This window comes from Tatumella ptyseos ATCC 33301, from assembly GCF_000735525.1.
Taxonomy (GTDB): Bacteria; Pseudomonadota; Gammaproteobacteria; order Enterobacterales; family Enterobacteriaceae; genus Tatumella; species Tatumella ptyseos.
This window is the reverse complement of record NZ_JMPR01000047.1, coordinates 70405-96965: the sequence shown is the minus strand read 5'-3', so window position 1 is coordinate 96965 and position 26561 is coordinate 70405. Positions and strand designations below refer to the sequence as shown.

26 protein-coding genes and 1 tRNA gene are annotated in these 26561 nt (G+C 50.9%); 19 read left to right on the top strand and 8 right to left on the bottom strand.

What is annotated here, in order from left to right:
• Nucleotides 1-36 precede the first annotated feature (36 nt).
• Nucleotides 37-113: transfer RNA gene (locus tag GTPT_RS15315), tRNA-Met, on the bottom strand.
• A gap of 199 nt (nt 114-312) precedes the next feature.
• Here GTPT_RS15315 and mltA point away from each other — a divergent pair.
• On the top strand, nt 313-1413 hold the full coding sequence (gene mltA, locus GTPT_RS15310; protein ID WP_029989869.1) for a murein transglycosylase A: 1101 nt from the start codon (nt 313-315) through the stop codon (nt 1411-1413).
• Nucleotides 1414-1504: 91 nt separating this feature from the next.
• Nucleotides 1505-2320 (top strand): tRNA cyclic N6-threonylcarbamoyladenosine(37) synthase TcdA, encoded by an 816-nt coding sequence (gene tcdA, locus GTPT_RS15305; RefSeq protein WP_025902639.1) that lies wholly within the window; start codon nt 1505-1507, stop codon nt 2318-2320.
• 11 nt (nt 2321-2331) lie between these two features.
• On the opposite strand, the gene csdE is transcribed toward tcdA, so the two are convergent.
• Both csdE and csdA read right to left on the bottom strand, forming a co-directional pair.
• Nucleotides 2332-2772: a cysteine desulfurase sulfur acceptor subunit CsdE gene (gene csdE / locus GTPT_RS15300; protein WP_025902638.1), complete on the bottom strand. Its 441-nt coding sequence runs from the start codon at nt 2770-2772 to the stop codon at nt 2332-2334.
• A 4-nt stretch (nt 2773-2776) separates the two neighbouring features.
• Nucleotides 2777-3979, bottom strand: coding sequence for a cysteine desulfurase CsdA (gene csdA / locus GTPT_RS15295; RefSeq protein ID WP_029989871.1), 1203 nt, complete (start codon nt 3977-3979; stop codon nt 2777-2779).
• 208 nt (nt 3980-4187) lie between these two features.
• Between csdA and GTPT_RS15290 the strand changes: the two genes are divergently transcribed.
• The 4 genes from GTPT_RS15290 (at nt 4188) to rlmM (ending at nt 7439) form a co-directional block, all read left to right on the top strand.
• A complete protein-coding gene (locus GTPT_RS15290; RefSeq protein ID WP_025902636.1) occupies nt 4188-4415 on the top strand; it encodes a YgdI/YgdR family lipoprotein in 228 nt (75 codons plus the stop codon).
• Between the two features lie 576 nt (nt 4416-4991).
• Nucleotides 4992-5906 (top strand): transcriptional regulator GcvA, encoded by a 915-nt coding sequence (locus GTPT_RS15285; protein ID WP_025902635.1) that lies wholly within the window; start codon nt 4992-4994, stop codon nt 5904-5906.
• Nucleotides 5907-5947: 41 nt separating this feature from the next.
• Nucleotides 5948-6343, top strand: coding sequence for a DUF423 domain-containing protein (locus tag GTPT_RS15280; RefSeq protein ID WP_025902634.1), 396 nt, complete (start codon nt 5948-5950; stop codon nt 6341-6343).
• Nucleotides 6336-7439 carry a 23S rRNA (cytidine(2498)-2'-O)-methyltransferase RlmM gene (gene rlmM / locus GTPT_RS15275; protein WP_025902633.1) on the top strand — a complete coding sequence of 368 codons (1104 nt, stop codon included), beginning with the start codon at nt 6336-6338 and terminating at the stop codon, nt 7437-7439. The genes GTPT_RS15280 and rlmM overlap by 8 nt, the downstream gene beginning before the upstream one ends.
• Nucleotides 7440-7445: 6 nt before the next feature.
• On the opposite strand, the gene xni is transcribed toward rlmM, so the two are convergent.
• The 3 genes from xni to queF all read right to left on the bottom strand — a co-directional run bounded on the left by xni (nt 7446) and on the right by queF (nt 10694).
• The gene (gene xni / locus GTPT_RS15270) at nt 7446-8213 is read right to left on the bottom strand and encodes a flap endonuclease Xni (RefSeq protein WP_025902632.1); all 768 of its coding nucleotides are present in this window, start codon (nt 8211-8213) and stop codon (nt 7446-7448) included.
• 84 nt (nt 8214-8297) lie between these two features.
• Nucleotides 8298-9662 (bottom strand): nucleotide 5'-monophosphate nucleosidase PpnN, encoded by a 1365-nt coding sequence (ppnN, locus tag GTPT_RS15265; protein ID WP_029989873.1) that lies wholly within the window; start codon nt 9660-9662, stop codon nt 8298-8300.
• Between the two features lie 186 nt (nt 9663-9848).
• Nucleotides 9849-10694 carry an NADPH-dependent 7-cyano-7-deazaguanine reductase QueF gene (gene queF, locus GTPT_RS15260; RefSeq protein WP_025902630.1) on the bottom strand — a complete coding sequence of 282 codons (846 nt, stop codon included), beginning with the start codon at nt 10692-10694 and terminating at the stop codon, nt 9849-9851.
• A gap of 62 nt (nt 10695-10756) precedes the next feature.
• Here queF and syd point away from each other — a divergent pair, with 62 nt between their 5' ends.
• The 9 genes from syd (at nt 10757) to eno (ending at nt 21762) form a co-directional block, all read left to right on the top strand.
• Nucleotides 10757-11308, top strand: coding sequence for a SecY-interacting protein (syd, locus tag GTPT_RS15255; protein ID WP_025902629.1), 552 nt, complete (start codon nt 10757-10759; stop codon nt 11306-11308).
• Nucleotides 11309-11891: 583 nt separating this feature from the next.
• Nucleotides 11892-12221, top strand: a complete 330-nt coding sequence (locus GTPT_RS15250) for a YqcC family protein (RefSeq protein ID WP_025902628.1) — start codon at nt 11892-11894, stop codon at nt 12219-12221.
• Entirely contained in the window at nt 12221-12997 is a 777-nt protein-coding gene (truC, locus tag GTPT_RS15245; protein ID WP_025902627.1) for a tRNA pseudouridine(65) synthase TruC, read from the top strand. The genes GTPT_RS15250 and truC overlap by 1 nt, the downstream gene beginning before the upstream one ends.
• A complete protein-coding gene (locus GTPT_RS15240) occupies nt 12997-13443 on the top strand; it encodes a flavodoxin (protein ID WP_029989876.1) in 447 nt (148 codons plus the stop codon). Before truC ends, GTPT_RS15240 begins: the two co-directional genes overlap by 1 nt.
• Nucleotides 13444-13839: 396 nt before the next feature.
• Nucleotides 13840-15156: a 23S rRNA (uracil(1939)-C(5))-methyltransferase RlmD gene (gene rlmD / locus GTPT_RS15235; protein WP_025902625.1), complete on the top strand. Its 1317-nt coding sequence runs from the start codon at nt 13840-13842 to the stop codon at nt 15154-15156.
• Nucleotides 15157-15188: 32 nt separating this feature from the next.
• A complete protein-coding gene (relA, locus tag GTPT_RS15230; protein ID WP_025902624.1) occupies nt 15189-17423 on the top strand; it encodes a GTP diphosphokinase in 2235 nt (744 codons plus the stop codon).
• Between the two features lie 69 nt (nt 17424-17492).
• Nucleotides 17493-18293: a nucleoside triphosphate pyrophosphohydrolase gene (gene mazG / locus GTPT_RS15225; RefSeq protein WP_029989878.1), complete on the top strand. Its 801-nt coding sequence runs from the start codon at nt 17493-17495 to the stop codon at nt 18291-18293.
• A gap of 442 nt (nt 18294-18735) precedes the next feature.
• Nucleotides 18736-20373 (top strand): glutamine hydrolyzing CTP synthase, encoded by a 1638-nt coding sequence (pyrG, locus tag GTPT_RS15220; RefSeq protein WP_025902622.1) that lies wholly within the window; start codon nt 18736-18738, stop codon nt 20371-20373.
• An 87-nt stretch (nt 20374-20460) separates the two neighbouring features.
• The gene (eno, locus tag GTPT_RS15215; RefSeq protein WP_025902621.1) at nt 20461-21762 is read left to right on the top strand and encodes a phosphopyruvate hydratase; all 1302 of its coding nucleotides are present in this window, start codon (nt 20461-20463) and stop codon (nt 21760-21762) included.
• Nucleotides 21763-21843: 81 nt separating this feature from the next.
• On the opposite strand, the gene GTPT_RS15210 is transcribed toward eno, so the two are convergent.
• Complete coding sequence (locus GTPT_RS15210; RefSeq protein WP_156097540.1) at nt 21844-22896, bottom strand: aminotransferase-like domain-containing protein; 1053 nt, start codon at nt 22894-22896, stop codon at nt 21844-21846.
• Nucleotides 22794-23234 (bottom strand): GntR family transcriptional regulator, encoded by a 441-nt coding sequence (locus GTPT_RS15205; protein WP_038011725.1) that lies wholly within the window; start codon nt 23232-23234, stop codon nt 22794-22796. Before GTPT_RS15205 ends, GTPT_RS15210 begins: the two co-directional genes overlap by 103 nt.
• Nucleotides 23235-23691: 457 nt before the next feature.
• Between GTPT_RS15205 and GTPT_RS15200 the strand changes: the two genes are divergently transcribed.
• Genes GTPT_RS15200 through GTPT_RS15185 form a run of 4 tightly spaced genes read left to right on the top strand, consistent with a single transcriptional unit; the run spans nt 23692 to nt 26561 of the window.
• On the top strand, nt 23692-23934 hold the full coding sequence (locus GTPT_RS15200; protein WP_025902619.1) for a Flp family type IVb pilin: 243 nt from the start codon (nt 23692-23694) through the stop codon (nt 23932-23934).
• A gap of 60 nt (nt 23935-23994) precedes the next feature.
• The gene (locus GTPT_RS15195) at nt 23995-24417 is read left to right on the top strand and encodes an A24 family peptidase (RefSeq protein ID WP_051170717.1); all 423 of its coding nucleotides are present in this window, start codon (nt 23995-23997) and stop codon (nt 24415-24417) included.
• 12 nt (nt 24418-24429) lie between these two features.
• A complete protein-coding gene (locus GTPT_RS15190; protein ID WP_025902617.1) occupies nt 24430-25206 on the top strand; it encodes an SAF domain-containing protein in 777 nt (258 codons plus the stop codon).
• The gene (locus GTPT_RS15185) at nt 25203-26561 is read left to right on the top strand and encodes a type II and III secretion system protein family protein (RefSeq protein ID WP_025902616.1); all 1359 of its coding nucleotides are present in this window, start codon (nt 25203-25205) and stop codon (nt 26559-26561) included. Before GTPT_RS15190 ends, GTPT_RS15185 begins: the two co-directional genes overlap by 4 nt.

Here is a 26561-nt window from a genome sequence, read left to right as displayed (position 1 = left end):
CGATACTACTGGTTACTGCCACTACATAATGTGAATTGGTTGCGGGGGCCGGATTTGAACCGACGACCTTCGGGTTATGAGCCCGACGAGCTACCAGGCTGCTCCACCCCGCGTCCGTGGATGCGCACTATACTCTCCACAGCCTTTGATGCAACCCATTTATGATAAAAAACGTAAAAAAAACCGTCATCTGCTGAATTTTACGGCACTTTTCTTTTTTTATGTAAATCACAAGGGCTGTTAATGCGGAAGATTTTATTATCACCCTGCCTCTGCTATCTTCGCTTCAGATAATTCAGCGAAGGCAGCGTAATGAAAGGAAAATGGGTAAAGCTTGCACTGACCGGGGCATTTCTGGCGTTACTGGCCGGATGTTCTTCCCGGCCTACCGACCGCGGTCAGCAATATAAAGACGGAAAACTGGATCAGCCCTTTGCGCTGGTTAACCAGCCGAATGCGAAAGGGAGCCCGGTAAACGCACGAGACTTTGCCGAACAGGTCCGGCAGATCCAGGGGGCTTCCGGCGCACTCTTTAATCGTAACAGCAGTACCTATACTGCCATTGAAAGCTGGCTGGTCGCCGGGGGGAATACCCGCGAGCTGCGTCAGTTTGGTCTCAATGCCTGGCAGATGGAGGGGACCGATGATTATGGGAACGTCCAGTTCACCGGCTACTACACCCCGGTGATCCAGGCCCGCTATACCCGTCAGGGGGAGTTTCAGTACCCTATTTATCGTATGCCACCACACCGCCGCGGGCATAAATTGCCGAGCCGCGCAGAAATTTATAACGGTGCACTAAGCTCCCGGTATGTGATTGCCTGGAGTAACTCATTAATTGACAACTTTATGATGGATGTCCAGGGCAGCGGTTATGTGGATTACGGTGATGGCCGGCCGTTGACCTTCTTTGGTTACGGAGGCAAGAATGGCTGGGCGTACCACAGCATCGGTAAAGAGCTTATCGATCGCGGGGAAGTGAAGCGGGAAGATATGTCAATGCAGGCCATTCGTGAGTGGGCAAATAACCACTCTTATGCAGAGGTCCGGGCCTTGCTGGAAACAAACCCTTCCTTTGTCTTCTTCCATCCGGAATCCTACACTCCGGTCCGTGGGGCCAGTGCCGTGCCGCTGGTGGCTAAAGCCTCCGTTGCTGCCGACCGCTCGCTGATCCCGCCCGGAACCGTATTGCTGGCCGAAGTGCCACAACTGGATGAGAAAGGGAAGTTTAATGGCACGTACCGGATGAGGCTGATGGTCGCTTTGGATGTCGGCGGGGCAATTAAGGGACAACATTTCGATATTTATCAAGGGATTGGCCCTGAAGCGGCCCATCTGGCCGGTTTTTATAATCACTACGGACGCGTCTGGGTGTTAAAATCCGCGCCGGGAACAGGATTACTGACCCGCTAAGCATCCGGCGGAAGAGGGCAAACATAGCCACTCTTCCGCCTGCGGTAATAAAGAATGCGGTAATAAAGAATAATGAGAAGAAAGAGGATCTATGCCGGAAGTGACTGATACCTGGCGCCAGCGTTTTGGCGGTACAGGTCGTTTATATGGTCAGCAGGCTCTGCACTGGTTTGCAGATGCACGCTTTTGTGTGGTTGGCATTGGCGGCGTTGGCTCCTGGGCCGCAGAAGCATTGGCCAGAACCGGCATCGGCCATATCACGTTAATTGATATGGATGATGTCTGCATCACCAATACTAACCGGCAGATCCATGCGCTTCGCGGTAACGTGGGGCAGGCAAAAACCGAAGTCATGGCTGAACGCCTGCGGCAGATTAACCCGGAATGTGATGTTGTCTGTATTGATGATTTTGTGACGCCGGATAATGTGGCTACCCTGCTGGATAACCGGTTTGATTACGTCATCGATGCCATCGACAGTGTCAGACCCAAAGCGGCCTTGCTGGCTTACTGTCGCCGTAACAAGATCCCGTTGATCACTACCGGCGGCGCGGGCGGGCAAATCGATCCGACGCAGATTGCGGTGACGGATCTGGCGAAAACGATTCAGGATCCACTGGCGGCAAAATTGCGTGAGCGACTGAAATCCGATTTTTCTATCGTTAAAAACAGTAAAGGCAAACTGGGCATCGACTGTGTGTTCTCTACCGAAGCCCTGGTCTATCCGCAACCGGACGGTACTGTCTGTGCTTCCCGCAGTACGGCTGAAGGCCCGAAGCGTATGGATTGTGCTGCAGGATTCGGTGCAGCCACGATGGTCACGGCCAGTTTCGGATTTATTGCCGTTTCTCACGCGCTGAAAAAGTTTATCGCCAGAAAAGAACGTCAGGCGGCTGATGCCACCTGATGCTCTGCGGTTCAGGCGCTGCGGGCAATACGATGAATGGCTGCGGCCAGAGCTTCCAGACCACTACTGCGACTGGCACTAAGCTGTTCTTTTAACCCCAGTCTGTCAAAAATGGCCAGCGGATCGACACCGGATAATTCGCTGGCTGTTTTCCCTTCACATACCGTCAGCATCACTGCCAGTAACCCTTTAACGATGCGTCCTTCGCTGTCACCGTAAAAATGGAAAGTGCCATCATCCAGCCGCTGACTTCCCAGCCAGACACGGTTTTCGCATCCGCTGATTTCATTCTCCGGTGTTTTCAGTGTTTCCGGCAGGGCCGGTAATTTCCGGCTCAGCAGGATCAACTGGCGGTAACGTTCCTCCCAGTGGCGGAACTGGCCGAACTGCTCAGTTAACCCGGCATCGGTGATGTCGTGACCAAACGGATGTGGTGCGATTAAAGACGTCATAACATTACTCACTTAACAGATCATGGGCCATCCGGACTGCCCGGACAAAAGCGTCAACATCCTGTTGATTATTATAAGGGGCAAATGACGCGCGCAGGCAGCCCTGAATGTCCAGCGCCTTCATCAGCGGCTGTGCACAATGTTGTCCCGCACGTATCGCTATATTTTGTTCTGCCAGCAGGGTCACCATATCGGACGGATGGATGCCCCCGATACTGAAAGATAACAGCGGGGCATTATGCTGCCGGAAACTGCGAAAACCGGGCAGTTCCGCCAGTTGCTGTTCTGCGTCAGTGGCCAGAGATTCACTCCACAGTGCTGCAGCCTGGTGGTCCACGGTGGCTAAAAAGTCCAGAGTGGCGCCAAAGGCGCAGACGCCGGCAATATTCGGTGTACCGGCTTCCAGACCATGGGGGGGGGCCATTGCACTGAACCCATCGAAACTGACCTGGTCGACCATTTTTCCGCCTCCCATCCAGGGTTTCATCTCCGCCAGACATTCGGTACTGGCATAGAGTACCCCGACACCGGTCGGGCCGTAGAGTTTATGGCCGGAAAAAGCATAAAAGTCAGCCTGAAGGGCGGTGACATCGGCGGGCTGATGAACGATCCCCTGGGCACCGTCGACCAGTACTCTGACGCCTGCGGCATGCGCCGTAGCAATAATGTCGGACAATGCCGGGAGTGCCCCGGTCACGTTTGACATCTGGCTTATCGCCAGCAAACGGGTTTTACCGGTCAATAGCTGCGGCAGCAGATCGTTGCGCGGCAGCCCTTCAGCGGTCACCGGCCATTTCACCACGCGGGCCCCTTTTTCGGCAGCAATCATCAGCCAGGGGATCAGGTTAGCGTGATGCTCCATCTCACTGACCAGGATTTCATCACCCGCTTGTAACTGATGTGACAGCCAGCTGTGTGCGACCAGATTGATGGATTCGGTCGTGCCCCGGGTCCAGATTATCTGTGACGCGCTCTGCGCGTTGAGTAACTCCGCGACCTGCTGGCGGGTATGCTCATAAGCAGCGGTCAGTTTTCTCGCCTGCGAGTGCTGACTGCGGTGCACCGTTCCCGCCGCGCGGTAACATGCTGTGCTGGCATCAATCATCGCCTGAGGTTTCAGGGCGGTGGCCGCACTGTCCAGATAGATGTCATCCCCGCTAAGTGCAGGAAACTGCTGGCGAAAACGGGCGGCATCAAAACCATTCATAACGTACTCGTGTCCGGTAAATTTAAGATAAGACTGAAAAAACCTCACCCACTGGTAAAGTTGTAAATATGTCATATGATTTATTAGCAGACTGTAAGCATATTTATTGCTTAATGTTAGTTATCCGTCGCTACGGACGAAAACATGGACTGCATATTGACAGAATCGCTGACAGTTTAAGGTATTCTTATCTGTAAGGAGATAATAAATGAAAAAGCAACTCGCAGCAGTATTCGCGGTATCCGCGCTCGTCTTCACCCTGGCTGGTTGTTCGTCTAACTATGTCATGCATACCAACGATGGCCGTACCATCGTAGCACAAGGTAAACCCAGCGTTGATGACGATACCGGTATGATCGTCTATAAAGACAGCAGTGGTATTAAGCAGCAAATCAACCGTTCTGATGTGAAAGAAATGACTCAGCTCGGTCAGTAAGGGTATCGTATTGATTGCAGTCGCCGGTGGCGGCTGCTTTATCTTCTCTCCTGTTCGCCCTGCCACGGTTCTGACGTATTATCCCCCCGGCCCCTGCCATTTTTTTACTGAAATGATTAATTATGCCGTTCTTCTGTCAGGTTTATGCATAATCCGGATTTATGCAAATATCTGCGCAAACGTTTAGCTTTTCGCATAAGCTGAGTTATTGCGGCTTGCAGCGTTTTTACGGGGGGAGATGGCATCATCGGCGGGATTGAATACGAAAGACAAAAAAAAACACCGCATAAAGCGGTGCTGTAAAAATATAAACTATGGACAGACAGGGTATATCACAGGAAATAAATCAGGTCTGAAAAACAGACCAAATGCAAACACAACATCACCACCTAAAGCCAAAAGAGTCTGAAATGACTGGTTCAGAAAACTTTTCGTTCCGGCTCAGGAAGTGCGTGAACTATAGGTATTTGCTGGTGCTTCCTCAAGGGACAATTTATAATGCTTCGGATAAAAAAAACTAATGCCTGAGTGCGTTCCGGCTCCGGCATCCTATTAGCCCTGAATCTGAAGACTGTTATGTCAAAACGACTGCCTCCTCTTAATGCCCTGAAAGTCTTCGATGCGGCCGCACGGCACCTGAGTTTTACCCGGGCGGCCGAAGAACTGTTTGTGACCCAGGCCGCTGTCAGCCACCAGATTAAATCGCTGGAAGACTTCCTCGGCCTGAAACTGTTCCGCCGTCGTAATCGCTCGCTGTTACTGACCGAAGAAGGTCAAAGCTATTCGCTGGATATTAAAGAAATATTTTCCGCACTGAATGATGCTACCCGTAAACTACAGGCCCGGAGTGCGAAAGGTGCATTGACGGTCAGTCTGTTACCCAGTTTTGCGATCCAGTGGCTGGTCCCGAGGCTATCCAGCTTCAACCAGGACTGTCCGGGCATCGATGTCCGTATCCAGGCGGTTGACCGTGAAGAGGATAAACTCTCTGACGATGTGGACGTGGCTATCTTCTATGGCCGGGGGAACTGGCCGGGCTTGCGGGTGGAAAAACTGTATGCTGAATATCTGCTGCCGGTTTGTTCACCGGCGCTGCTGACCGGTGAGTTTTCACTGAAGAGCCCGGCCGACCTGGCTCATTTCACCTTATTGCATGACGCATCGCGCCGTGACTGGCAAAGCTATACCCGGCAACTGGGACTGAACCATGTCAATGTTCAGCAGGGGCCCATCTTCAGCCACACCGCAATGGTATTACAGGCCGCCATCCACGGGCAGGGGATTGCACTGGCGAATAACGTGATGGTGCAAAGTGAACTGGAAAGTGGCCGTCTGGTGTGTCCGTTTAATGATGTTTTGGCCAGTCAGAACGCTTTTTATCTGGTTTGTCATGACAGTCAGGCAGATCTGGGTAAAATAGCGGCTTTCCGGCAATGGATTCTGGCGCGTGCCGCCAGTGAACAGGAAAAGTTTCGTTTTCGCTATGATTAGCAAAACAGGACGCAGCCAACGTACCCGATGAGGAACAGGACATGTCCAGCCGCACGATGTTTATTTTTGCCGCCATCAGCGGTTTTTTACTGGTGGCTTTCGGTGCTTTCGGCGCCCATGTGTTAAGTAAAACCCTGAGCAGCAATGAGATGGCCTGGATCCATACCGGCCTTGAATATCAGGCGTACCATACGCTGGCTATTCTTGGCCTGGCATCGGCAATGCTGCGCAGGGCGAATATCTGGTTTTACTGGAGTGCAGCACTCCTTGCGTTAGGGACAGTTCTCTTCAGCGGCAGTCTTTACTGCCTGGCACTGTCTCATCTGATGTTTTTAGTTTTTGTGACGCCGGTCGGAGGCCTTTGCTTCCTGGCCGGATGGTTTTTGATGTTGATTGGCGCTCTGCGTCTGAAACGAAAGGCAGGCAGCCATGAATAAGGTTTTACTCTATTGTCGTTCCGGGTTTGAAAAAGAATGTGCGGCAGAAATCACCGCCCGTGCCACAGCACTGGAAGTGTTTGGTTTTGCGCGGGTGAAGGATAATTCGGGCTACGTGATTTTTGAATGTTATCAGTATGAAGATGCCGATAAATTGATCCGTCAGATCCCGTTTGCATCACTGATCTTTGCCCGACAGATGATAGTGGTCGGTGAATTATTACGGGATTTACCGCCGGACGATCGTATCACTCCGGTGTGTGGCATGCTGACGGGGGCCGTTGAAAAGGGGGGAGAACTGCGTGTTGAAGTCCCCGATACTAATGAAGCCAAAGAACTGCTTAAATTCTGCCGAAAATTCACGGTGCCACTACGGGCTGCATTACGTCAGAACGGTATTCTGCTGAATTATGAATCGGCAAAGCGTCCGGTCGTGCATGTTTTCTTTATTGCCTCCGGTACCTGCTATGTCGGTTACTCTTACCCGGAAAACAACTCTCCGTTGTTTATGGGGATCCCACGGCTGAAGTTTCCGTCCGATGCCCCGAGCCGTTCAACGTTAAAACTGGAAGAAGCATTCCATGTTTTTGTGCCGGCAGATGAATGGGACGAGCGTCTGGGGAGCGGAATGTATGCGGTGGATCTGGGAGCCTGTCCGGGCGGCTGGACGTATCAGCTGGTGAAACGCAGTATGATGGTGTATGCGGTCGATAACGGACCAATGGCCCCTGCGCTGATGGATACCGGACAGGTGATCCATTGCCGCGAGGATGGCTTTAAATTCCGTCCGGCAAAATCGAATGTGACCTGGCTTGTCTGCGATATGGTGGAAAAACCGGTCAGAGTCGCGGCACTGATGACAGAATGGCTGATCAATGGCTGGTGCAGGGAAGCCATTTTTAACCTGAAACTGCCGATGAAAAAACGCTATGAAGAAGTCACTCAGAACCTGCAAATGATCGCGGAATCGCTGCAGGCCGGGGGGATCAATGCACAGATCCAGGCGCGTCACCTCTACCACGATCGCGAAGAGATCACCGTCCATGTTCGTCGTATCTGGGGAGCCGCGCCAGGACGTCGTGACGAACGCGAATAAACTGCGTTACCTGCCCGTCGCGGGCAGATAACGCAGGCTTTTCAGGTTTCCCTGTAAATCCAGACAGGTTGCCAGTCGGGCAACCTGTCTGGAGATCAGCGCAATTTCCTGCGCGCCCTGTAATTTCTTACGCCACTTTTCTTCTACCTGATCCAGTTGCTGAAAAAGCGTCTCCAGATTATCAAAACGGCGGATAAGCTCTGCCGCACTCTTTGGCCCTATCCCAGCCACACCGGGAATTTTGCTCCCTGCGATACCGCAAAGCCCCCAGTAATCCGGCAATTGTCCGGGGGAGACACCGTATTGCTGCCGGATAAAAGGCACATCCAGCCAGCGTTTCTGAAAGTAGTCACGTAAGCGAATTTCGGGCACCAGCAACTGGCAGTAACCTTTGTCTGTCGACACAATGGTGGTTTGCTGGCCAGCCTGCGCCATTTTACAGGCCAGGGTAGCGGCCAGGTCATCGGCCTCATCGTCGGTGGCATGCCAGCAATGAATACCGCTTTCAGCAAATACCTGATGCAGGGCAGGCATCAGCAGGCGCAACTCTTCCGGCATCTCCGGACGACCGGCTTTATATTCACTCAGTACCTGGTGTCGCCAGCCTTCACGCTGATGCGGGTTATCAAATACGCCGACCACATGGGTGGGCTGGGTGTGTTGCAGTAACTGGCGCAGGGCGGCACGGGTGCCGGTCAGACACTGATTACCCTGAACCGCATGGATTCGGCGAATGAGGTTCAGTGCATCGATGATCAGTAGATGATAAGTCATAATTGCCGGAGAATATAAACGCTGAAAACTGCGTAAAGTAAAAACAGAAGCTGCTTACCGGCGGCTGGCCGGTAAGCAGAGAGACTACCTGATGATTTCGTAGCAAGGGACATACGCACTGCCCGGAAGTTTCATCCGGTGTTGAGCGACGAACCCCTGTAACATTTCATCCATGCGGTGCATGATATCGGCATCACCATGAATTTTAAACGGTCCGTGGGCCCGGATTTCGCGGATCCCGATGTCTTTCACATTTCCTGCCACGATCCCTGAGAACATCCGGCGCAAATCTGCGGCCAGTTTCTCTTTCGGCTGATCCTGGTTCAGGTTAAGGGCTGACATATTGGCATGGGTCGGCTGGAACGGCAGTTGCAGTTCCGGTTCGATACGCAGTGACCAGTTAAAACTGTACGCATCGCCGGTCTGACGGCGGTACTCTTTCACGGCGGGCATCGCCTGCTTCATGGTTTTTGCTACCGCATGGGCATCATCAATAATAATCCGGTAATGACGGGTGGCCGCCTCGCCCAGGGTATTGATAATAAAATCATCCAGTACACGGAAATAGTCTTCACTTTCTTTCGGCCCGGTCAGTATCAGCGGCAGAACCTGCTGCTGGTTGTGCGGATGCATCATAATGCCCAGCAGATAGAGTAGTTCTTCGGCCGTCCCGACGCCTCCCGGGAAGATAATGATCCCGTGCGCGATACGGACGAAGGCTTCCAGCCGTTTTTCGATATCCGGCATGATAATCAGTTCATTAACCAGCGGGTTCGGTGGTTCAGCAGCGATAATCGACGGTTCGGTCATGCCGATAAAACGTCCTTCACGGTAGCGCTGCTGTGCGTGGCCGACAGCGGCACCTTTCATCGGCGCTTCCATCACGCCCGGGCCACAGCCGGTACAAATATTAAGTTCACGCAGACCTAACTGCGTTCCGACATCCCGGCAATACTGGTATTCCACAGGGTTTACTGAATGCCCTCCCCAGCACACCACCGTATTCGGTAACTCACCCACATGCAGAGCACGGGCATTACGCAAAATTGAAAACACCATATTGGTGATGTAGGCCGAATCTTTCGGGTTAGGTTCACGAAAACGTGCCGAATGATTCAACTGGCCGGTGACGAACAGGATATCCCGTAACACGGCAAATAAGTTCGCCTGCAGGGAGCGGATGATCTGACCGTCGACAAAGGCATTTTCCGGCGGATTAATCAGCTCCAGTTTTACGCCGCGCTCGCGACGCAATACGTTAATATCGAAGTCTGTAAACTGTGACAGCAGTTGCTGACTATTATCCGTCAGGCTGCCGGAATTGAGCACCGCCAGTGAGCAGTTGCGGAATAACTGATACAGGTCACTGCTGGCGGTTCTTTTCAGCATATCTACTTCCAGTTGTGAAAGCAGATCCATAGCCCCAAGAGGGCTGATATGTGTAATCAAGAGAACTCCTTACTCCCCGCGGGGAACTGCTGCATCACACAGCGGCTGTAAAATCATTTACCGTGACGCCGGCTCCCTGTCCGGCCCTGTTTTTATCTGGCCGGTGCTTCAGAGTATCGCTGGCGTACGGATTTTCACAAGTGATAAGTAGTTATTTCCTGTGATGATTACGGGGAGTTACGGAGTTTACTGACGGGCCAGTCGGGCGACAGGGGCTTCGAATGCCACGTTACTGCGCCACGGATTAATGTCCAGGCCACCTCTGCGTGTGTAACGGGCATAGACGGTCAGTTGTTCCGGCTGGCAAAACTGCATCAGGTCATTGAAAATGCGCTCAACACACTGTTCGTGGAATTCATTATGCTGGCGGAAAGAGAGCAGGTAACGTAGCAGTGCTTCACGCTCTATCCGTGGACCGCGATAGCGGATCATCACAGAGCCCCAGTCAGGCTGTTGAGTGATCAGACAGTTGGATTTCAGAAGATGGCTGACCAGCGTCTCTTCGACGATGTCGGATGTGGTGGCGTCTTGCAGCAGATTATTATCAAAGCTGTAATTATCGACAGTGATCGGCAGGTCGTCGATGCACTCTCCGGCGAAATGGCCGACCGGCTGTCCTTCCGCCTCACTGAGGCTGGAGAGTGTCACTGTGACTTTTCCGCCGGCACAAGCGCTGAGATCTTTTTCAAGCGTGGCTCTGACGGTTTCAGTATCTGCAAATTTTGTCTGATTGAAACTATTCAGATAGAGTTTAAAACTTTTCGATTCAATCAGATTACGGCTGGTGGCGCAGAGAGCCACGTAGCCGATAGCAACGCGCGGAACGCCCTGGTCATTCAGCCAGGAGAGTTCGTACAATGTCCAGAGGTCTTCGCCATGAAAGGGCAGGTTACCTTCCTGTAAACCCAACCCGTCACGGTTGAGGCTTCGCGGGACCGGTTGTAATAACTCCGGAGCATAGTGTTCAGTGTAGGAAGTTTTTTTCCCCAGGGTCAGACCTTCCAGGGCCTGATGTTGGTCATAATGAGTCATGAAAGTACCACGGATAAAGTAAACGTTGTGCTCAGTGTACCCGATCAGAAGTGAGAAAATGAATGATGCAGCAAACCTTAGATGCTTTACACGCCTTTACCCGCCGCTATTGTGAGAACTGGCAGCAGCAAACCGGCCATTTTCCGCTGAGTGAAGCACTCGCGGGAATCGATTCTCCCTGTGTTGAGTACAGTGACGAGCAGGGAGTGTTCTGGCAACCCCGGCCGTTTACGTTACCGGCGACGCTGGAAGCGGTAGAGCGTGCGCTGGATATTGTGATCCAGCCTGCCGTTGTCGCCTGGTATACCGCTCAGTTCGCGGCGGATATGCAGGCCGTTTGGCAGGGGCGTGTGATGACGTTATTACAGGTCTGGAATGAAGAGGATTTTAGTCGGGTGCAGGAGAATTTAATCGGACACCTGGTGATGAAACGTCGGCTGAAGCAGAGTCCGACGCTGTTTATTGCCGCTACCGATCACGACACCGAAATTATTTCGGTCTGTAACCTGAGCGGTGAAGTTATCCTGGAATCACTTGGAACCAAAAAACGTGAAACACTGGCACCGTCACTGGCTGATTTTATTAATAAATCCGAAGGTATTGTTACGAAATAACCGGTAATCCTGATATTTGTGTAATAGAAGGCAATTGTTAACTTGATTCAGATCAATAAATAGTGTTTTTAACCTGGTATGACTCTTTATATAAAGCCTTCCTATTTCATAAGGTTACTTTAAAGGATATTGAATTATAACGCTAATTAAGATTTTTACTGTAAAAATCTCGTTGCGGAAAATGGTGACTCTGACAGAATGGCACCTACTGGCAGGAGGCCGGGGAAGTTACTTGTTTTCAGGATGAAAGCAACCCAGGGATGGTGGTATCTGTTATGGATGTCAGATACCGTAAGGTTGTTTCAGGATGAAGTAACCTGCTCTGCCTGAGCTAAACCCCCCTCCGCAGGAGGGAAGTTACTGTCGGGGATAGACAGTGACGCATTGAGCCAGAAAGTCCGGTCAGGATGACCAGGCGGATACTGATAAAGCTCAATGAACGCAGGGAGCACGATTGTAGCCGGATTGCTGCGAACAGACTGGGAGTACTGTATTTTTACAGTACTCCCTTTTTTATGCTCATCACTTTTCCCCTGTGTAATGATATGCTGGCGCGGTTTTTATCAGGAATAGGAGAATACCGGTGGCTGAGCAATATATTGTCCTGCAGCGACTGTCGCAACTTGAACAGATCTTACGGGACCATGAGCTATGGCAGGAAACGGCGCCAGCAGAGAGCGCGTTGCAAAGCGACCAGCCCTTCAGCCTGGATACCCTGCATCCTCTGGAATGGTTACAGTGGATTTTCATTCCCCGTATGACGGCGATTATCGATGCCGGAGCCGGGTTACCTGAAAAACTGGCCATCGCCCCTTATTTTGAAATGGCGCTGGAGCCTCAGCTCAGCGTACGTCCGGTATTGTTACTGACCTTAAGGCAACTTGATGGTCTTTTTGAACAAGAAACACCTTAATGCTTGAAATTATTTATCAGGATCAGTGGCTGGTTGCCGTCAACAAGCCCGCAGGTATGCTTGTCCACCGCAGCTGGCTGGATCGGCATGAAACCACTTTCGTCATGCAGACATTGCGCGACCAGATAGGCCAGCATGTTTTTACTGTCCATCGTCTCGACCGCCCGACGTCCGGGGTGTTGATCTTCGCATTATCTTCCGAGGTTGCACGGCTGTTATCACAACAGTTCGAACAGCATCAGCTGGAAAAAACCTATCATGCCATCGTGCGTGGCTGGCTGACAGAGGCAGGGGTACTGGACTATCCGTTGATGGAAGAGCGGGATAAGATTGCAGATAAACATTCTGCCGCACCTACCGAACCTCAGTCTGCTCTGACTCGTTATCAGCCACTGGCACAGGTTGAAATGCCGGTGCCTATCGGGCGCTATTCCACCTGTCGTTACACTCTGGTGGAACTCACTCCGCAAACCGGTCGTAAGCACCAATTGCGTCGCCATATGTCGCACCTGCGGCATCCTATTATCGGTGATACTAATCACGGGGATTTACGTCAGAATCGCGGTGCCGCCGAACATTTCGGATGTCAGCGACTGATGTTACACGCCTCCCGGCTGATGCTAACGCACCCGGTGACCGGGGAGCCATTACGCCTGCATGCAAGTCTGGATACGGTCTGGCAAACGGCCTTTGAGCATTTTGACTGGCAGGCGCAGTTACCGGACTTACCCCGGTCCGCCCTGTTGACAGACCCGCCAGCGACGGAGGAGCAGTAATGGCCAGTATCGGAATTTTTATCGGCACCGTGTATGGCAATTCACAGCTTATAGCCGAAGAAGCTCAGCCATTGCTGGAAGCCGCCGGACACCAGGTTCACCTGTATGAAGAACCTGAACTCAGTCAGTGGCTGGATGAAAGCCTGCAAATCCGGTTAATTATTACCTCCACGACCGGGCAGGGCGATTTTCCGGACACTATCGCCAGGCTCTATAGCGATATGAAAGACCAGTGCGGTTACCAGCCAACAGTACGTTACGGGCTGATTGCATTGGGGGACAGCAGTTATCAGGAGTATTGCGGGGCCGGTCAGGCTTTTGAACAGTTGTTGCAGGAGCACCAGGCACAGCGTATTGGTGAGATCCTGCTGATTGATGCGCAGGAGCACCCGGTACCCGAAGAGGTGGCATTACCCTGGGTAGAACACTGGATAACCTTATTGTAGTCTGCATAAACGCGGGCAGGAGAGCCTTTCCTGCCCGCGTTTATGCGCCCGACCTCCCGCAAGGCAGAAAGAGCTCTTTTCTGCCACTCTTTCCGGTGACGACGCTGTTTCTGTCAGCCACCGATGCATTTCAGGCAATCTGCCATGCCGGCGGTTTCAGAGACCGGCAATACTCAGCTTTTCATGATTATCCCTGGTAATATGACCTTTTCCCGGCAGGCAGGGCTGACGACAAGTGGAAAGATTTGTTAATGTATTTGTCTTTTTTACGCTACATTTCGCCTGTTTTTCCGTATCATTATCTGCAGAATTTTACGGAACGGGTAAAATACATTCTGTTGCCGGGATCCCCGGCATGCCTCTGATAATCTGCCATATTAAGAGAACACATTACTGATGGTGCAATTTTATTCCGCTGCCAGGCGCGCGAAGCCCCGCAAAGAACTCACGGTAACGATTGATGAGCTTGACCCGTTTGGTCAGGGCGTGGCGCGTTATCAGGGAAAAGCCCTGTTTGTCAGCGGTGCACTGCCCGGAGAAAAAGTGCAGGTGATAGTGCAGGAAGATAAACGTCACTATTCCCGCGGTAAAGCAACCCGACTCCTCACGCAAAGTCCTGACCGGGTGGTTGCACGTTGTCCTCATTATGGTGAATGTGGGGGCTGCCAGCAGCAGCACGTCAGTGAGGCACTCCAGCAGCAAAGTAAAAAGAATGCACTGGAAAGAATGCTGAATCACAACAGTTCGCAACCGTTGAACGTGGAACAGGTGATCCGCGGAGACAGCTGGCATTACCGGCGACGTGCCCGGCTGAGCCTGCGCTGGGATAATAAACAGCAGCGGCTGGAGATGGGGTTTCGTAAAAGTGGCAGCAGCGAGATTGTGAATATCCGTCAATGCCCTGTTATGGTGCAACCCCTGGAGCGTTTGCTGCCCGAACTGAGACAGTGTTTAAGCGGATTACAGGGTGCGCGGGATCTCGGACATGCCGAGCTGGTACAGGCAGATAATGGTGTGGTGCTGGTTTTACGCCATCTGAAACCCTTTTCTGTGGCAGATAAAGAAAAACTGGAACGATTTTCGCAAAGCCATCAGTTAATGTTGTTTCTTGCACCGGACAACAACACACTGCAACACATTTGCGGAGAAATGCCTTATTATCAGTCGCATAACCTGAAGCTTTCTTTCAGTCCGCAGGATTTCATCCAGGTCAATGACAAGGTGAATCAGCAAATGGTGACTACGGCCATCGACTGGCTGGCATTGCAGCCCGGCGACCGGGTGCTGGACCTGTTTTGCGGAATGGGGAACTTCACCCTGCCTGTCGGGCAGTATGTTGAGAATGTTGTCGGTGTTGAAGGGGTAGCAACATTAGTTCAGCAGGCTGCGTATAATGCGCAGGATAATGATTTACATAATGTCACGTTCTACCGGCACGATCTGGAACAGGATGTGACAGGACAACCCTGGGCATCGCAGGGGTTCACCAAAGTTTTGCTCGATCCGGCAAGGGCCGGTGCCGCCGGAATAATGGCGCATATCATTGCGCTGGCACCACAACGTATAGTGTATGTGTCCTGTAATCCCGCCACTCTGGCTCGTGACAGTGAGCCGTTGATGGCAGCAGGCTATATTGCGGAACGGGTGACGATGCTGGATATGTTCCCTCATACCAGTCATCTGGAATCCATGGTGCTGTTCAGCAGAACCTAAACGGCCAGGCAGGCCGTCATGCAGGAGAAGTTATGGTTGCGGTAAGAAGTGCGCATATGAATACGGCAGGGGAATTTGCCCTCGAACAGTGGATTGCCAGTCTGGGGATCGCCAATGAGCAATCCTGTCAGCGACTGGCGGACTGCTGGCGTTATTGCGAAACCGGGACCCGTCACCATCCTCTTCAGCCGATGTTACTGTGGCGTGGTATCGAGATGGTCGAAATACTGACCGAACTCAGTATGGACAACGATACACTGCGCGCTGCGTTGCTGTTCCCGCTGGCTAACGAAGAGGTGGTCACCGAAGAGCAACTGGAAGAGCGGTTTGGCAGGGAAATTGTTTCGCTGGTGCATGGTGTCCGGGATATGGATGCCATCCGCCAGTTGAAAGCGACCCATAACGATTCAATGGCCTCTGAGCAGGTGGATAATGTCCGCCGCATGTTGCTGGCGATGGTTGAAGACTTCCGTTGTGTGGTGATCAAGCTGGCAGAGCGGGTCGCCCATCTGCGCGAAATGAAAGATGCGCCGGAAGATGAACGAGTTCTGGCGGCGAAAGAGAGCACCAATATCTATGCGCCGCTGGCAAACCGCCTGGGGATCGGTCAGTTAAAATGGGAACTGGAAGATTACTGTTTCCGCTATCTGCACCCGGAAGAATATAAGCGTATCGCTAAATTGCTGCATGAGCGGCGGGTCGATCGCGAACAATATATCGAAAATTTCGTCGATAATCTGCGTCAGGAAATGGCCCGGGAAGGCGTCAGGGCTGAAGTCTATGGGCGGCCGAAACATATCTATAGCATCTGGCGCAAGATGCAAAAGAAAGCCCTGTCTTTTGATGAGTTGTTTGATGTACGTGCCGTGCGGATAGTGGCTGACCGCCTGCAGGACTGTTATGGCGCATTGGGTATCGTGCATACTCTTTACCGGCACCTGCCCAGTGAGTTTGACGACTATGTCGCCAACCCTAAACCTAACGGCTACCAGTCTATCCACACCGTGGTCCTGGGGCCTCGCGGGCAAACGGTCGAAATACAAATCCGTACCCGGCAGATGCATGAAGATGCTGAACTGGGGGTCGCTGCGCATTGGAAATATAAAGAAGGTCCGGGCATCAGCAATACCCGTGGTGCGGCGGGTCACGAAGAGCGTATTGCCTGGTTGCGTAAACTGATCGCCTGGCAGGAAGAAATGGCTGACAGCGGTGAAATGCTCGAGGAAGTCCGCAGTCAGGTGTTTGACGACCGGGTGTATGTGTTTACGCCGAAAGGGGATGTCATCGACCTGCCTGCCGGCTCGACACCGCTGGACTTTGCCTACCATATCCACAGTGATATCGGACATCGCTGTATCGGTGCCAAAATCAGCGGACGGATTGTGCCTTTCACCTATCAGTTACAGATGGGTGATCAGGTTGAAGTGATTACCCAGAAACAGCCGAACCCAAGCAGGGACTGGCTGAATCCGAACCTCGGGTATATTACTACCAGCCGTGGTCGTGCCAAAGTGCATGCCTGGTTCCGTAAACAGGATCGCGATAAAAATATCCTGGCCGGACGGCAGATTCTGGACAGTGAACTGAGCCATCTGGATATCAGCCTGAAAGAGGCGGAAAAGTTGCTGTTGCCGCGTTATAACATGACCTCTATGGATGAAATCCTGGCGGCCATTGGTGGCGGTGACATCCGGCTTAACCAGATGGTGAACTATCTGCAGGGCAAGCTGAATAAACCGACAGCCGAGGAAGAAGACAGGGAAGCCCTGCGTCAGTTGACTCAGAAATCACACAGTAATCACAATGCCGGAAAAGAGAGTGGCCGCGTGGTGGTCGAGGGCGTCGGTAATCTGATGCACCATATTGCCCGTTGCTGTCAGCCTATCCCGGGGGACGATATCGTCGGCTTCATTACCCAGGGGCGGGGGATCTCTATCCACCGGGCCGATTGTGATCAGCTGGCGGAGCTGACGAATCATGCGCCGGAACGTATTGTCGATGCCGTCTGGGGTGAGAGCTATTCCAGCGGATATTCACTGGTGGTGAGGGTCATTGCCAATGATCGCAGCGGTCTGCTGCGTGATATTACGACCATTCTGGCCAATGAAAAGGTGAATGTACTGGGGGTTTCCAGCCACAGCGATACGAAAAAACAGCTCGCCACCATCGACATGGATATCGAAATTTATAATCAGCAGGTATTGGGCCGTATTATTGCCCGTCTGAATCAGGTGCCTGACATTATCGATGCCAAACGCCGTCATTAACCGGCCTCCGATCCCCGGTCAGCCTCTGGCTGACCGGGGATGGTTTTGCCCTCCTTCGTTGAGAATGCCATGAACACATCAGAATCCTCATTACAGCATTTGCTGAGCCTTATGCAGCAATTACGTGACCCGCAACACGGTTGTCCGTGGGATAAACAGCAGACGTTTGCCTCCATTGCCCCGTATACCTTAGAAGAAACGTATGAAGTGATTGATGCGATTCAGCGTGGGGACTTCACTGAACTGCGGGAAGAACTGGGCGATTTGCTGTTCCAGGTCGTGTTCTATGCACAAATGGCTCAGGAACAGAATCTGTTTGATTTCAGCGATATCTGTCAGAGCATCAGCAGTAAACTGGAACGCAGGCACCCGCATATCTTTGCCTCACCGCAGGATAAACAGGTGAAAGATATCAATCAGCACTGGGAAGCGCTGAAACAGCAGGAGCGACAGGATAAGTCGCAGCATTCCGCGCTGGATGATATTCCCCGGGCAATGCCAGCCCTGATGCGGGCCTATAAAATCCAGAAACGTTGCAGCAATGTCGGTTTTGACTGGAATGAAACCGGGCCGGTACTGGACAAAGTGCATGAAGAAATTGCTGAGGTGATGGAAGAGGCCAGCCGCGATGAGATTAACCCGCAGCGGCTGGAGGAGGAAATAGGGGACCTGCTGTTCGCCACGGTTAACCTTTCCCGTCATCTTGGCAGTAAAGCCGAGACGGCGTTACAAAAAGCGAATGATAAATTCGAAAAACGGTTTCGTCAGGTCGAAAGCATTATTGCAGCACAAGGACTGACGATGCCGGGGGCAACCCTGGAGCAGATGGAAGCGGCCTGGCAGCAGGTAAAACAGCAGGAAAAATCCTGAGACTATTTAACAGGCAACCCTCTGCACAACGCCTCTGATTTTCCCGGCTGACTTTTCCGTGGCCAGAAGATGCGCTATCCGGTGAGCGGGCTTTCTGTGATCCCGGCGGCCGGCCCGGTTCCGCGTGGATAACCTTCCGGCAGAGCGGTTGCTTCAGCCTGCGGTGTTAAGTCGCGCAGTTTTTACTCCGTCCGTCATCAATCCGCCATCAGAAAGTGATAAATAACTTTTATTCAGCAGGCTAACTCGTTTCAGCTTTTTGCGAAAAACCCACAAAATTGTGATGAAAATCAAGTATAGCGGCGAGAGTTTGCCGTAAAGTGTCGGTTACGCAGAGTGAAGAGTCAATGAATCATCAATTGTGGCGGATGCGGCTTTCGGGTATACTGTTTTCCCGTCCTGGTGATTCCACCGTCTTTAAACCTTAACTCTCAGGTTCAGCATGACAACGAACTATATTTTTGTGACCGGCGGGGTCGTATCCTCTCTGGGTAAAGGCATTGCTGCAGCCTCCCTGGCAGCTATTCTTGAAGCTCGTGGTCTGAAAGTGACCATTATGAAGCTCGACCCTTATATTAACGTCGATCCAGGCACCATGAGCCCGACTCAGCATGGTGAAGTATTTGTCACTGATGATGGTGCAGAAACGGATCTTGACTTAGGGCATTACGAGCGTTTTATCCGTACCCGTATGTCACGCCGTAATAACTTTACTACCGGACGTATTTACTCTGAAGTTCTGCGTAAAGAACGTCGCGGTGACTACCTGGGGGCGACCATTCAGGTGATCCCGCACATCACTAATGCCATCAAAGAGCGCATTATTGAAGGCGGCGAAGGCCATGATGTGGTACTGGTTGAAATCGGCGGAACCGTCGGTGATATTGAATCACTGCCATTCCTGGAAGCCATTCGTCAGATGGCGGTCGATGTGGGTCGTGAACATACCCTGTACATGCACCTGACGCTGGTTCCTTATATGGCGGCGGCCGGTGAAGTGAAAACCAAACCGACTCAGCACTCCGTAAAAGAACTGCTGTCGATTGGTATTCAGCCGGACGTACTGATTTGTCGTTCAGATCGTGCCGTCCCAGCCAACGAACGCGCTAAGATTGCGCTGTTCTGTAACGTGGCAGAGAAAGCGGTTATCTCACTGAAAGATGTCGATTCTATTTATAAAATCCCGGGACTGCTGAAGTCTCAGGGCCTGGACGACTTTATCTGTAAGCGTTTTAATCTGAATGCACCGCAGGCTGACCTTTCCGAATGGGAACAGGTCATTTATGAAGAAGCCAATCCGGGTGGCGAAGTCACTATCGGTATGGTCGGTAAATATGTAGAACTGCCGGATGCTTACAAATCAGTGATTGAAGCATTGAAACACGCGGGTCTGAAAAACCGCGTCACAGTGAATATCAAACTGATTGATTCTCAGGATATCGAAACCCGTGGTGTTGAGTTACTCAACGGACTGGATGCTATCCTGATCCCTGGCGGTTTTGGTACCCGGGGTATCGAAGGCAAAATTCTTGCAGCTCAGTATGCCCGTGAGAATAAAATCCCTTATCTGGGGATTTGCCTCGGTATGCAGATTGCGTTAATTGAGTTTGCGCGTAATGTTGCCGGTATGACCGGGGCAAGCTCAACGGAATTTGACCCGAACTGTAAATCGCCGGTGGTTGCATTGATCACTGAATGGCGCGATGAAGAAGGTCGTGTTGAAGTGCGTGATGAAAAGAGCGATCTTGGCGGCACCATGCGTCTGGGAAGCCAGGCCTGCCAGTTGTCTGATGACAGCCTGGTGCGTCAGATGTATGGGACATCAACGATTGTTGAACGTCATCGTCATCGCTATGAAGTGAATAATCTGTTACTGAAGCCTATCGAGGCGGCAGGTTTGCGGATTGCGGGTCGTTCCGGAGATGACCAGCTGGTAGAAATTATTGAAAACCCTAACCATCCGTGGTTTGTGGCCTGCCAGTTCCATCCTGAATTTACCTCGACCCCGCGTGATGGTCACCCGTTGTTCTCAGGATTTGTCAAAGCATCGGTTGAGCATCAGAAAAGTCTGGCGAAGTAAGCTTATCACTGCAACGCGCGAACTTTTCGCGCGTTGCTTGTCTTAGGATTAAGAAGTTTTAGCTTAACTTGTACTGAGGAAAAACGAATGTCCAAAATCGTAAAAGTCATCGGTCGCGAAATTATCGACTCACGTGGTAACCCGACTGTTGAAGCAGAAGTACATCTGGAAGGTGGTTTCGTTGGACTGGCAGCTGCACCGTCAGGCGCTTCTACGGGGTCCCGTGAAGCACTGGAACTGCGTGATGGCGATAAATCTCGTTTCCTGGGCAAAGGTGTCACGAAAGCAGTTGCGGCTGTTAACGGACCCATTGCTGAAGCAGTCACAGGTAAAGATGCGAAAGACCAGGCCAATATCGATAAAATCATGATCGATCTGGACGGTACCGAAAATAAATCTAAATTCGGTGCTAACGCGATTCTGGCCGTTTCTCTGGCAGCGGCAAAAGCGGCTGCAGCGTCTAAAGGCCTGCCTCTTTACGCTCACATTGCTGAACTGAACGGTACTGCCGGCAAGTTTTCTATGCCACTGCCTATGATGAACATCATCAACGGTGGTGAGCACGCGGACAATAACGTCGATATTCAGGAATTCATGATCCAGCCGGTAGGCGCTTCCAGCATCAAAGAAGCTATCCGCATCGGTTCTGAAGTTTTCCATCACCTGGCGAAAGTACTCAAGGCGAAAGGCCTGAATACTGCAGTCGGTGACGAAGGCGGTTATGCCCCTAACCTGGCATCCAATGCTGAAGCGCTGGCGGTTATCGCTGAAGCGGTTAAAGCGGCAGGTTATGAGTTAGGTAAAGACGTCACTCTGGCGATGGACTGTGCGGCTTCTGAGTTTTATAACAAAGAAACCGGTAACTATGAACTGAAAGGCGAAGGTAAAACCTTTACCTCTCAGGAATTCACCCATTACCTGGAAGAACTGACTCAGCAGTATCCTATCGTTTCCATCGAAGATGGTCTGAACGAATCTGACTGGGATGGTTTTGCTTACCAGACTAAAGTTCTGGGCGATAAGCTGCAACTGGTGGGTGATGACCTGTTCGTGACCAACACCAAAATCCTGAAGGAAGGTATCGAAAAAGGTATCGCTAACTCCATCCTGATTAAATTCAACCAGATTGGTTCACTGACCGAAACGCTGGCTGCCATTAAGATGGCAAAAGATGCCGGCTACACCGCGGTCATTTCACACCGTTCCGGTGAAACTGAAGATGCGACTATTGCTGACCTGGCGGTAGGGACTGCGGCTGGTCAAATCAAAACCGGTTCAATGAGCCGTTCTGACCGTGTTGCGAAATACAACCAGCTGATCCGTATCGAAGAAGCTCTGGGCCATAAAGCGCAGTTTAACGGCCGTAAAGAGATCAAAGGTCAGGCATAAGCCTTTTCCTTATCTTCGTTGAATAGCCCCTCCGGCAGACCGGAGGGGCTTTTTTTATACCTGCAAACAGGGAGTGCCTCGTTATCCGGCAGTGACTGAACGTTGCTGCGACAGGCGTAGCTGATAATTGATTTTTTCTATTTCATTACAGCTCAGTAAACCAAACGGATAAACCAGAGTGTTATTGCTATACATACCTGCTCTTGACGGATGACGGAACAGATTCACCGGAAAAAAATAGCGATCGAGAAGTCCTTCAGGCAGTTCATTGATATCAGCGTGAAAGGTGTAGAAACTGGCATTTTCCTGTCCGTGACAGCAAGGTTCCGGCAGATACTGTAACCCGCCCAGAGCCAGCGCAGCCTTCTGGCGTCTAGACTGCATACTACTGGTCAGATATTTCATAAAACGGCTGGATTCCAGAAATGCGCTGAGTAACGACCGGGTCAGAGGATGGATATCACTGACCAGCAATGGAGCCAGCGTCCGGAGGGGCTGCATCAATGGCTGAGGGGCAACAATACAGCTGACATTCATTCCGCTGCCGGTCAGTTCCGAAAGCTGGGTAAGATAAATAATCCGCGGATTCGGATAACGATGACTGAGTGTCGGGATCACTGACTGACCGAACCCCAGCATGGCAAAACTGTCATTTTCGATGATCAGAGAGTCATGACGGGAGGCCCATTCATTGAGCATTTTACGTCGGGACTCACCCAAAGGGATAGCCATCGGAAACTGGTGTGCCGGTGAGGTAAAGATAAGATCAGCGCCGCTATCCGGAAAGTCTTCCACCCGAATGCCCTCACTATCGACGCCAATGGGAATGACGGTGAAATCTAAACACTCGAATAATTCACGAATATTTGGCGGGCAGGGGTCTTCAATCAGCAGTACCGGTTGCTGGCGAATTACCGCGATACTTTTCGCTATCAGTAACAAGGCTTCCTGTAGCCCCGGTAGCAGAAAAAGATGCTCCGGCTGCAGGGTGACTCCGCGGGAAATTCGTATAAACCGGCAGAGATTTTTTTTCAGCGACTGATCATTTTTATCTGACAATTCACCGTTCGTGGGGTGTGAAAGCGTCCCGCTCTCTTCAAACCAGCGACGGATAAAGTGTTTGGGTAACTGCACGCGGTTGCTGCATCCCAACCACTGAGAAAATTCCAGTGTCTTTTTTTTTCTTCCGGATATTTTTCCGTAGCTACTGAGGGATTTCTGACCGGCTTAGACTCTGAAGCCGCAGGCAGGAACCCGCCAGTCACCAGATAGCCGCTGCGTTCATGCCCCTGGATATAGCCCAGAGATTCCAGCGTCTTATAGACCAGTAATACAGTGCCTCGCGAAACTTTGTACCGGGTGCCCATGGTACGAATAGAAGGCAGGAAATCTCCTTTTTTTAATGTGCCAATAATTATCATCTGACTGATGTCATCAATCATCTGTTGTTTTATTGTCTGTTTAGTCAGCATCGATACATGTTCCCTATGAATGGTACTGAATTAAGAGATTAATTCTGACATTCATAGCATAACATTATAAATTGTCGCAACATAAATTAAACGTGATGAGATGCTTTCGGACTCTTTATTGTTGCTTTGTTAAATATATTGGTGAATATCTAAAGGAATAATTATCACTTCATGTAAAGATAACAGCTAAAACATTTACATTGGTATCGTTTCTGAACGGGGTAAATAAGAAAAATACACGACATGAAATGGGTGTTTTTGTCGGTCAGGCCTGAAAATCAGGCTGTGTGTCAGTTTACAGATAATATCGGTACACTGTCATTTTTATTAATACTCCCTGTCGCTTGAATATTATTTTTGTCAACGTATTATCATCGTACAGTGCTGAAAACCGCATTGTCATATCGACAATAAATGTTAATTGTTTTTTATATTTCAAAGTTAAGGATGATGACTAATGACTGAACAACTGACTTCATTATCTCTGAAAGTCCAGATGGCCCTCAGTGAGGGCGGACGTCGTATCTGCCAGGCGATGCGTAAAGAGAACGGCGTAACAGCCATAGAATATGCTGTCATCGCCGTTGCAGTAAGTGCGATGTTATTGACTGTTTTCGGAAGTGACGATGGTTCTTTCGTCAAGGCGATAACCGATAAATTTAATACGCTATCCAATAATATTAATGGCACTATCAAGTAACGACTGAATTTTAATTATAAGGAGGGAAGGTCTGCCCTCCTTATCCTGTGAATAAAACAGATGATAAATACTCTGTGTCTGACCATGATACTGCTGTTACTGATCAGTGTCTGTTATACCGATATTATGTTCAGGGAAATAAAAAACAGGACAGTCATTATTATTGCACTGTTGTCTTTTATTTCGACATTAACGCATCCTGAACCGGTTAATCTGATCTGGACATTAATGATATTCGTCACAGGTGTATTACTGGTACTGGCAAATATTATCGGGGCCGGTGATATTAAACTGATTGCCGCACTGAGCCTGTCTTTACCCGGTGCAGACATCCCGGCATTCATTTTTCTCATCACACTGTCGGGTTTGCCGTTGATCCTGGTAACAGTATTGCTCCATAAGATGACAGGGAGTCGTCATAAAATAACATTACCCTATGGGGTTGCAATTAGTTGCGGATATTTATTTCACCTTTTGGGATAAACAGGATGAACAGTGAATCAAAGACTGTTAGTTATTATCGCGGTTCTGTTACTTGTGGTTGGCGTCAGTGGTTTGCTTATGAGCGGAGACAGCTCACCGTCGGCTGACACTGAGGAAACACAGAAACAGGTAACGTATTTCGTTACCACCCGGGCGCTGAGTGCCGGTAGTCGTCTGACAGACGATGATATTACCCGTCATAAAAGCCCGCCGGCAGAGGCTGGCATAACGGCAGAGGCAGGCCAGACAGAGATGCCGGACTCGCCAGTAGGATATTTTCTGCAGGTGGATAAAGCGGCAGGTGAACGTCTTTCTGCCGGGGAAATTACCCTGATCGACCCGATAAATCAGCAGCCCGGAAAACATATGATCCGCTACAGCGCGCTGATCTACGAGCGCTATACCGGCGCTATCCAGCATCTCCGGCCTGGAGACAGGGTGGATGTGTATCTCCGTTTTGATGCTCAGCGTCCGGGAAGTCAGCGTACTCACCGTCAGTCGCTGCTCAACGGTGAGTCCGGGCTGAATATGTTTCGTATTTTTAAAGCACGACGGGTGATCAGCCGGCCTGAAAAAGCCAGTGCTTCTTTGCTGGCCCGTCAGTCGCTGATTGAGGTTGATGATAAATCGACGGGGAAAGGCTCACTGAGTGTCGATCTCGAACTCAGCCAGGCTGATCTGAAACGGTTATTTCTGGTTACGAATAATTATGAGCTGGTGCTGTTCCCGGTTGTTAAGGAAGAGCAACCCAAGGTCACCCCCGGTAAAATGCAAGGAAAAGCACAATGAAACGCCCCGACAGCAGATTTTCCGCAGGTATTGCCGGAAAAGTGTGGTTGAAATGCTTACTGATGTTTTGCCTGTTATTTCCGCTCAGTGTCACTGCGGAAACTCTTTATCTTTCAAAAGGCGGAGCCAGGACGCTGAAAGTGAATACAGTGATAGACACGGTATTTACCACCGACCCGGAAGTCGTGGACTACAACCTGATAAGCGATCGTGAAGTCGTGATTTACGGTATCCAGAATGGTGTCGGTGAGATCCTGTTAGTCCAGAATGATGCCACCCGTAAGATCAAAGTGGTGGTTGATCCTTTAGTCGGTAAACTCGCCTCACAGATCCAGGATCAGTTCCCGGGATCCACGATAGAACTCCGTAAAGTCGGCGAAAGCTACGTATTGTCAGGCGTGGCTGTGGATGAAGAAAGCCGCGACGCTATTTATCAGATAGTCGGTGAGGCCCTGGGTATGGAAAGTGACACCGGCACCACACAGATGAGTACGGACAGCCTGGGGAGTGTCAATGTCGCACTACTTAATCGTGTCAGCTACAAGAAATTGCAGAACCGGATGCGTCTGCCTCAGGCCAATCAGGTGAATGTGAAAATATCCGTGGTCGAACTCAATAAAAGTTACAGTGATAGCCTCGGCATTGAGTGGGGGCAAGCCAGCAGTGTCGGAAATTTTGTACTCAATAAGCTGAAATTTAATGCCTCTGAACTGACGTCTATGATCCATGCACTGGGTAATGAATCGGTCGCCAGGGTACTGGCCGAACCTAATTTGTCGGTGCTGTCAGGAGAGACGGCAGATTTTCTGGTCGGCGGTGAAATTCCTGTGGTGACCAGTTCTTCAAATGGCAGCAGTGTCGAATATAAAGAAATTGGTGTTCGCATGACGCTGGGCGCGAAGGTGGAAAACAGTCAGAAAGTCCGGTTGATGATTTATCAGGAAGTCAGCAATGTTGACAGCCAGAATACTACAACCTCTGAATCCTACTATTTGCCCACACTGAAATCCCGTAAGGCCAGAACCACCATTGAACTGGCGGATGGTGAGAGTTTTGTACTGGCTGGCCTGCTGAGTGAATCCGAACAGGAAGTGCTGAAAAAGGTACCTTTTATCGGCGACATTCCGGTGCTGGGAGCATTTTTCCGTTCGACTTCGGCACATCGCGAAAAAACAGAATTAGTGGTGGTGGCCACGGTCAATCTGGTACGTCCGGTGTCTTCCTCTCAGGTGACCTTACCGGCATGGCAACGCAGTACCTTACTGGAGCGGTATTTCAATATTCATAGTTTTTCCGGTGACAATGGCGGCAAAAATGTTGTCAGTTTCCTTGAACAGGGTGGTTTTATTTACTAG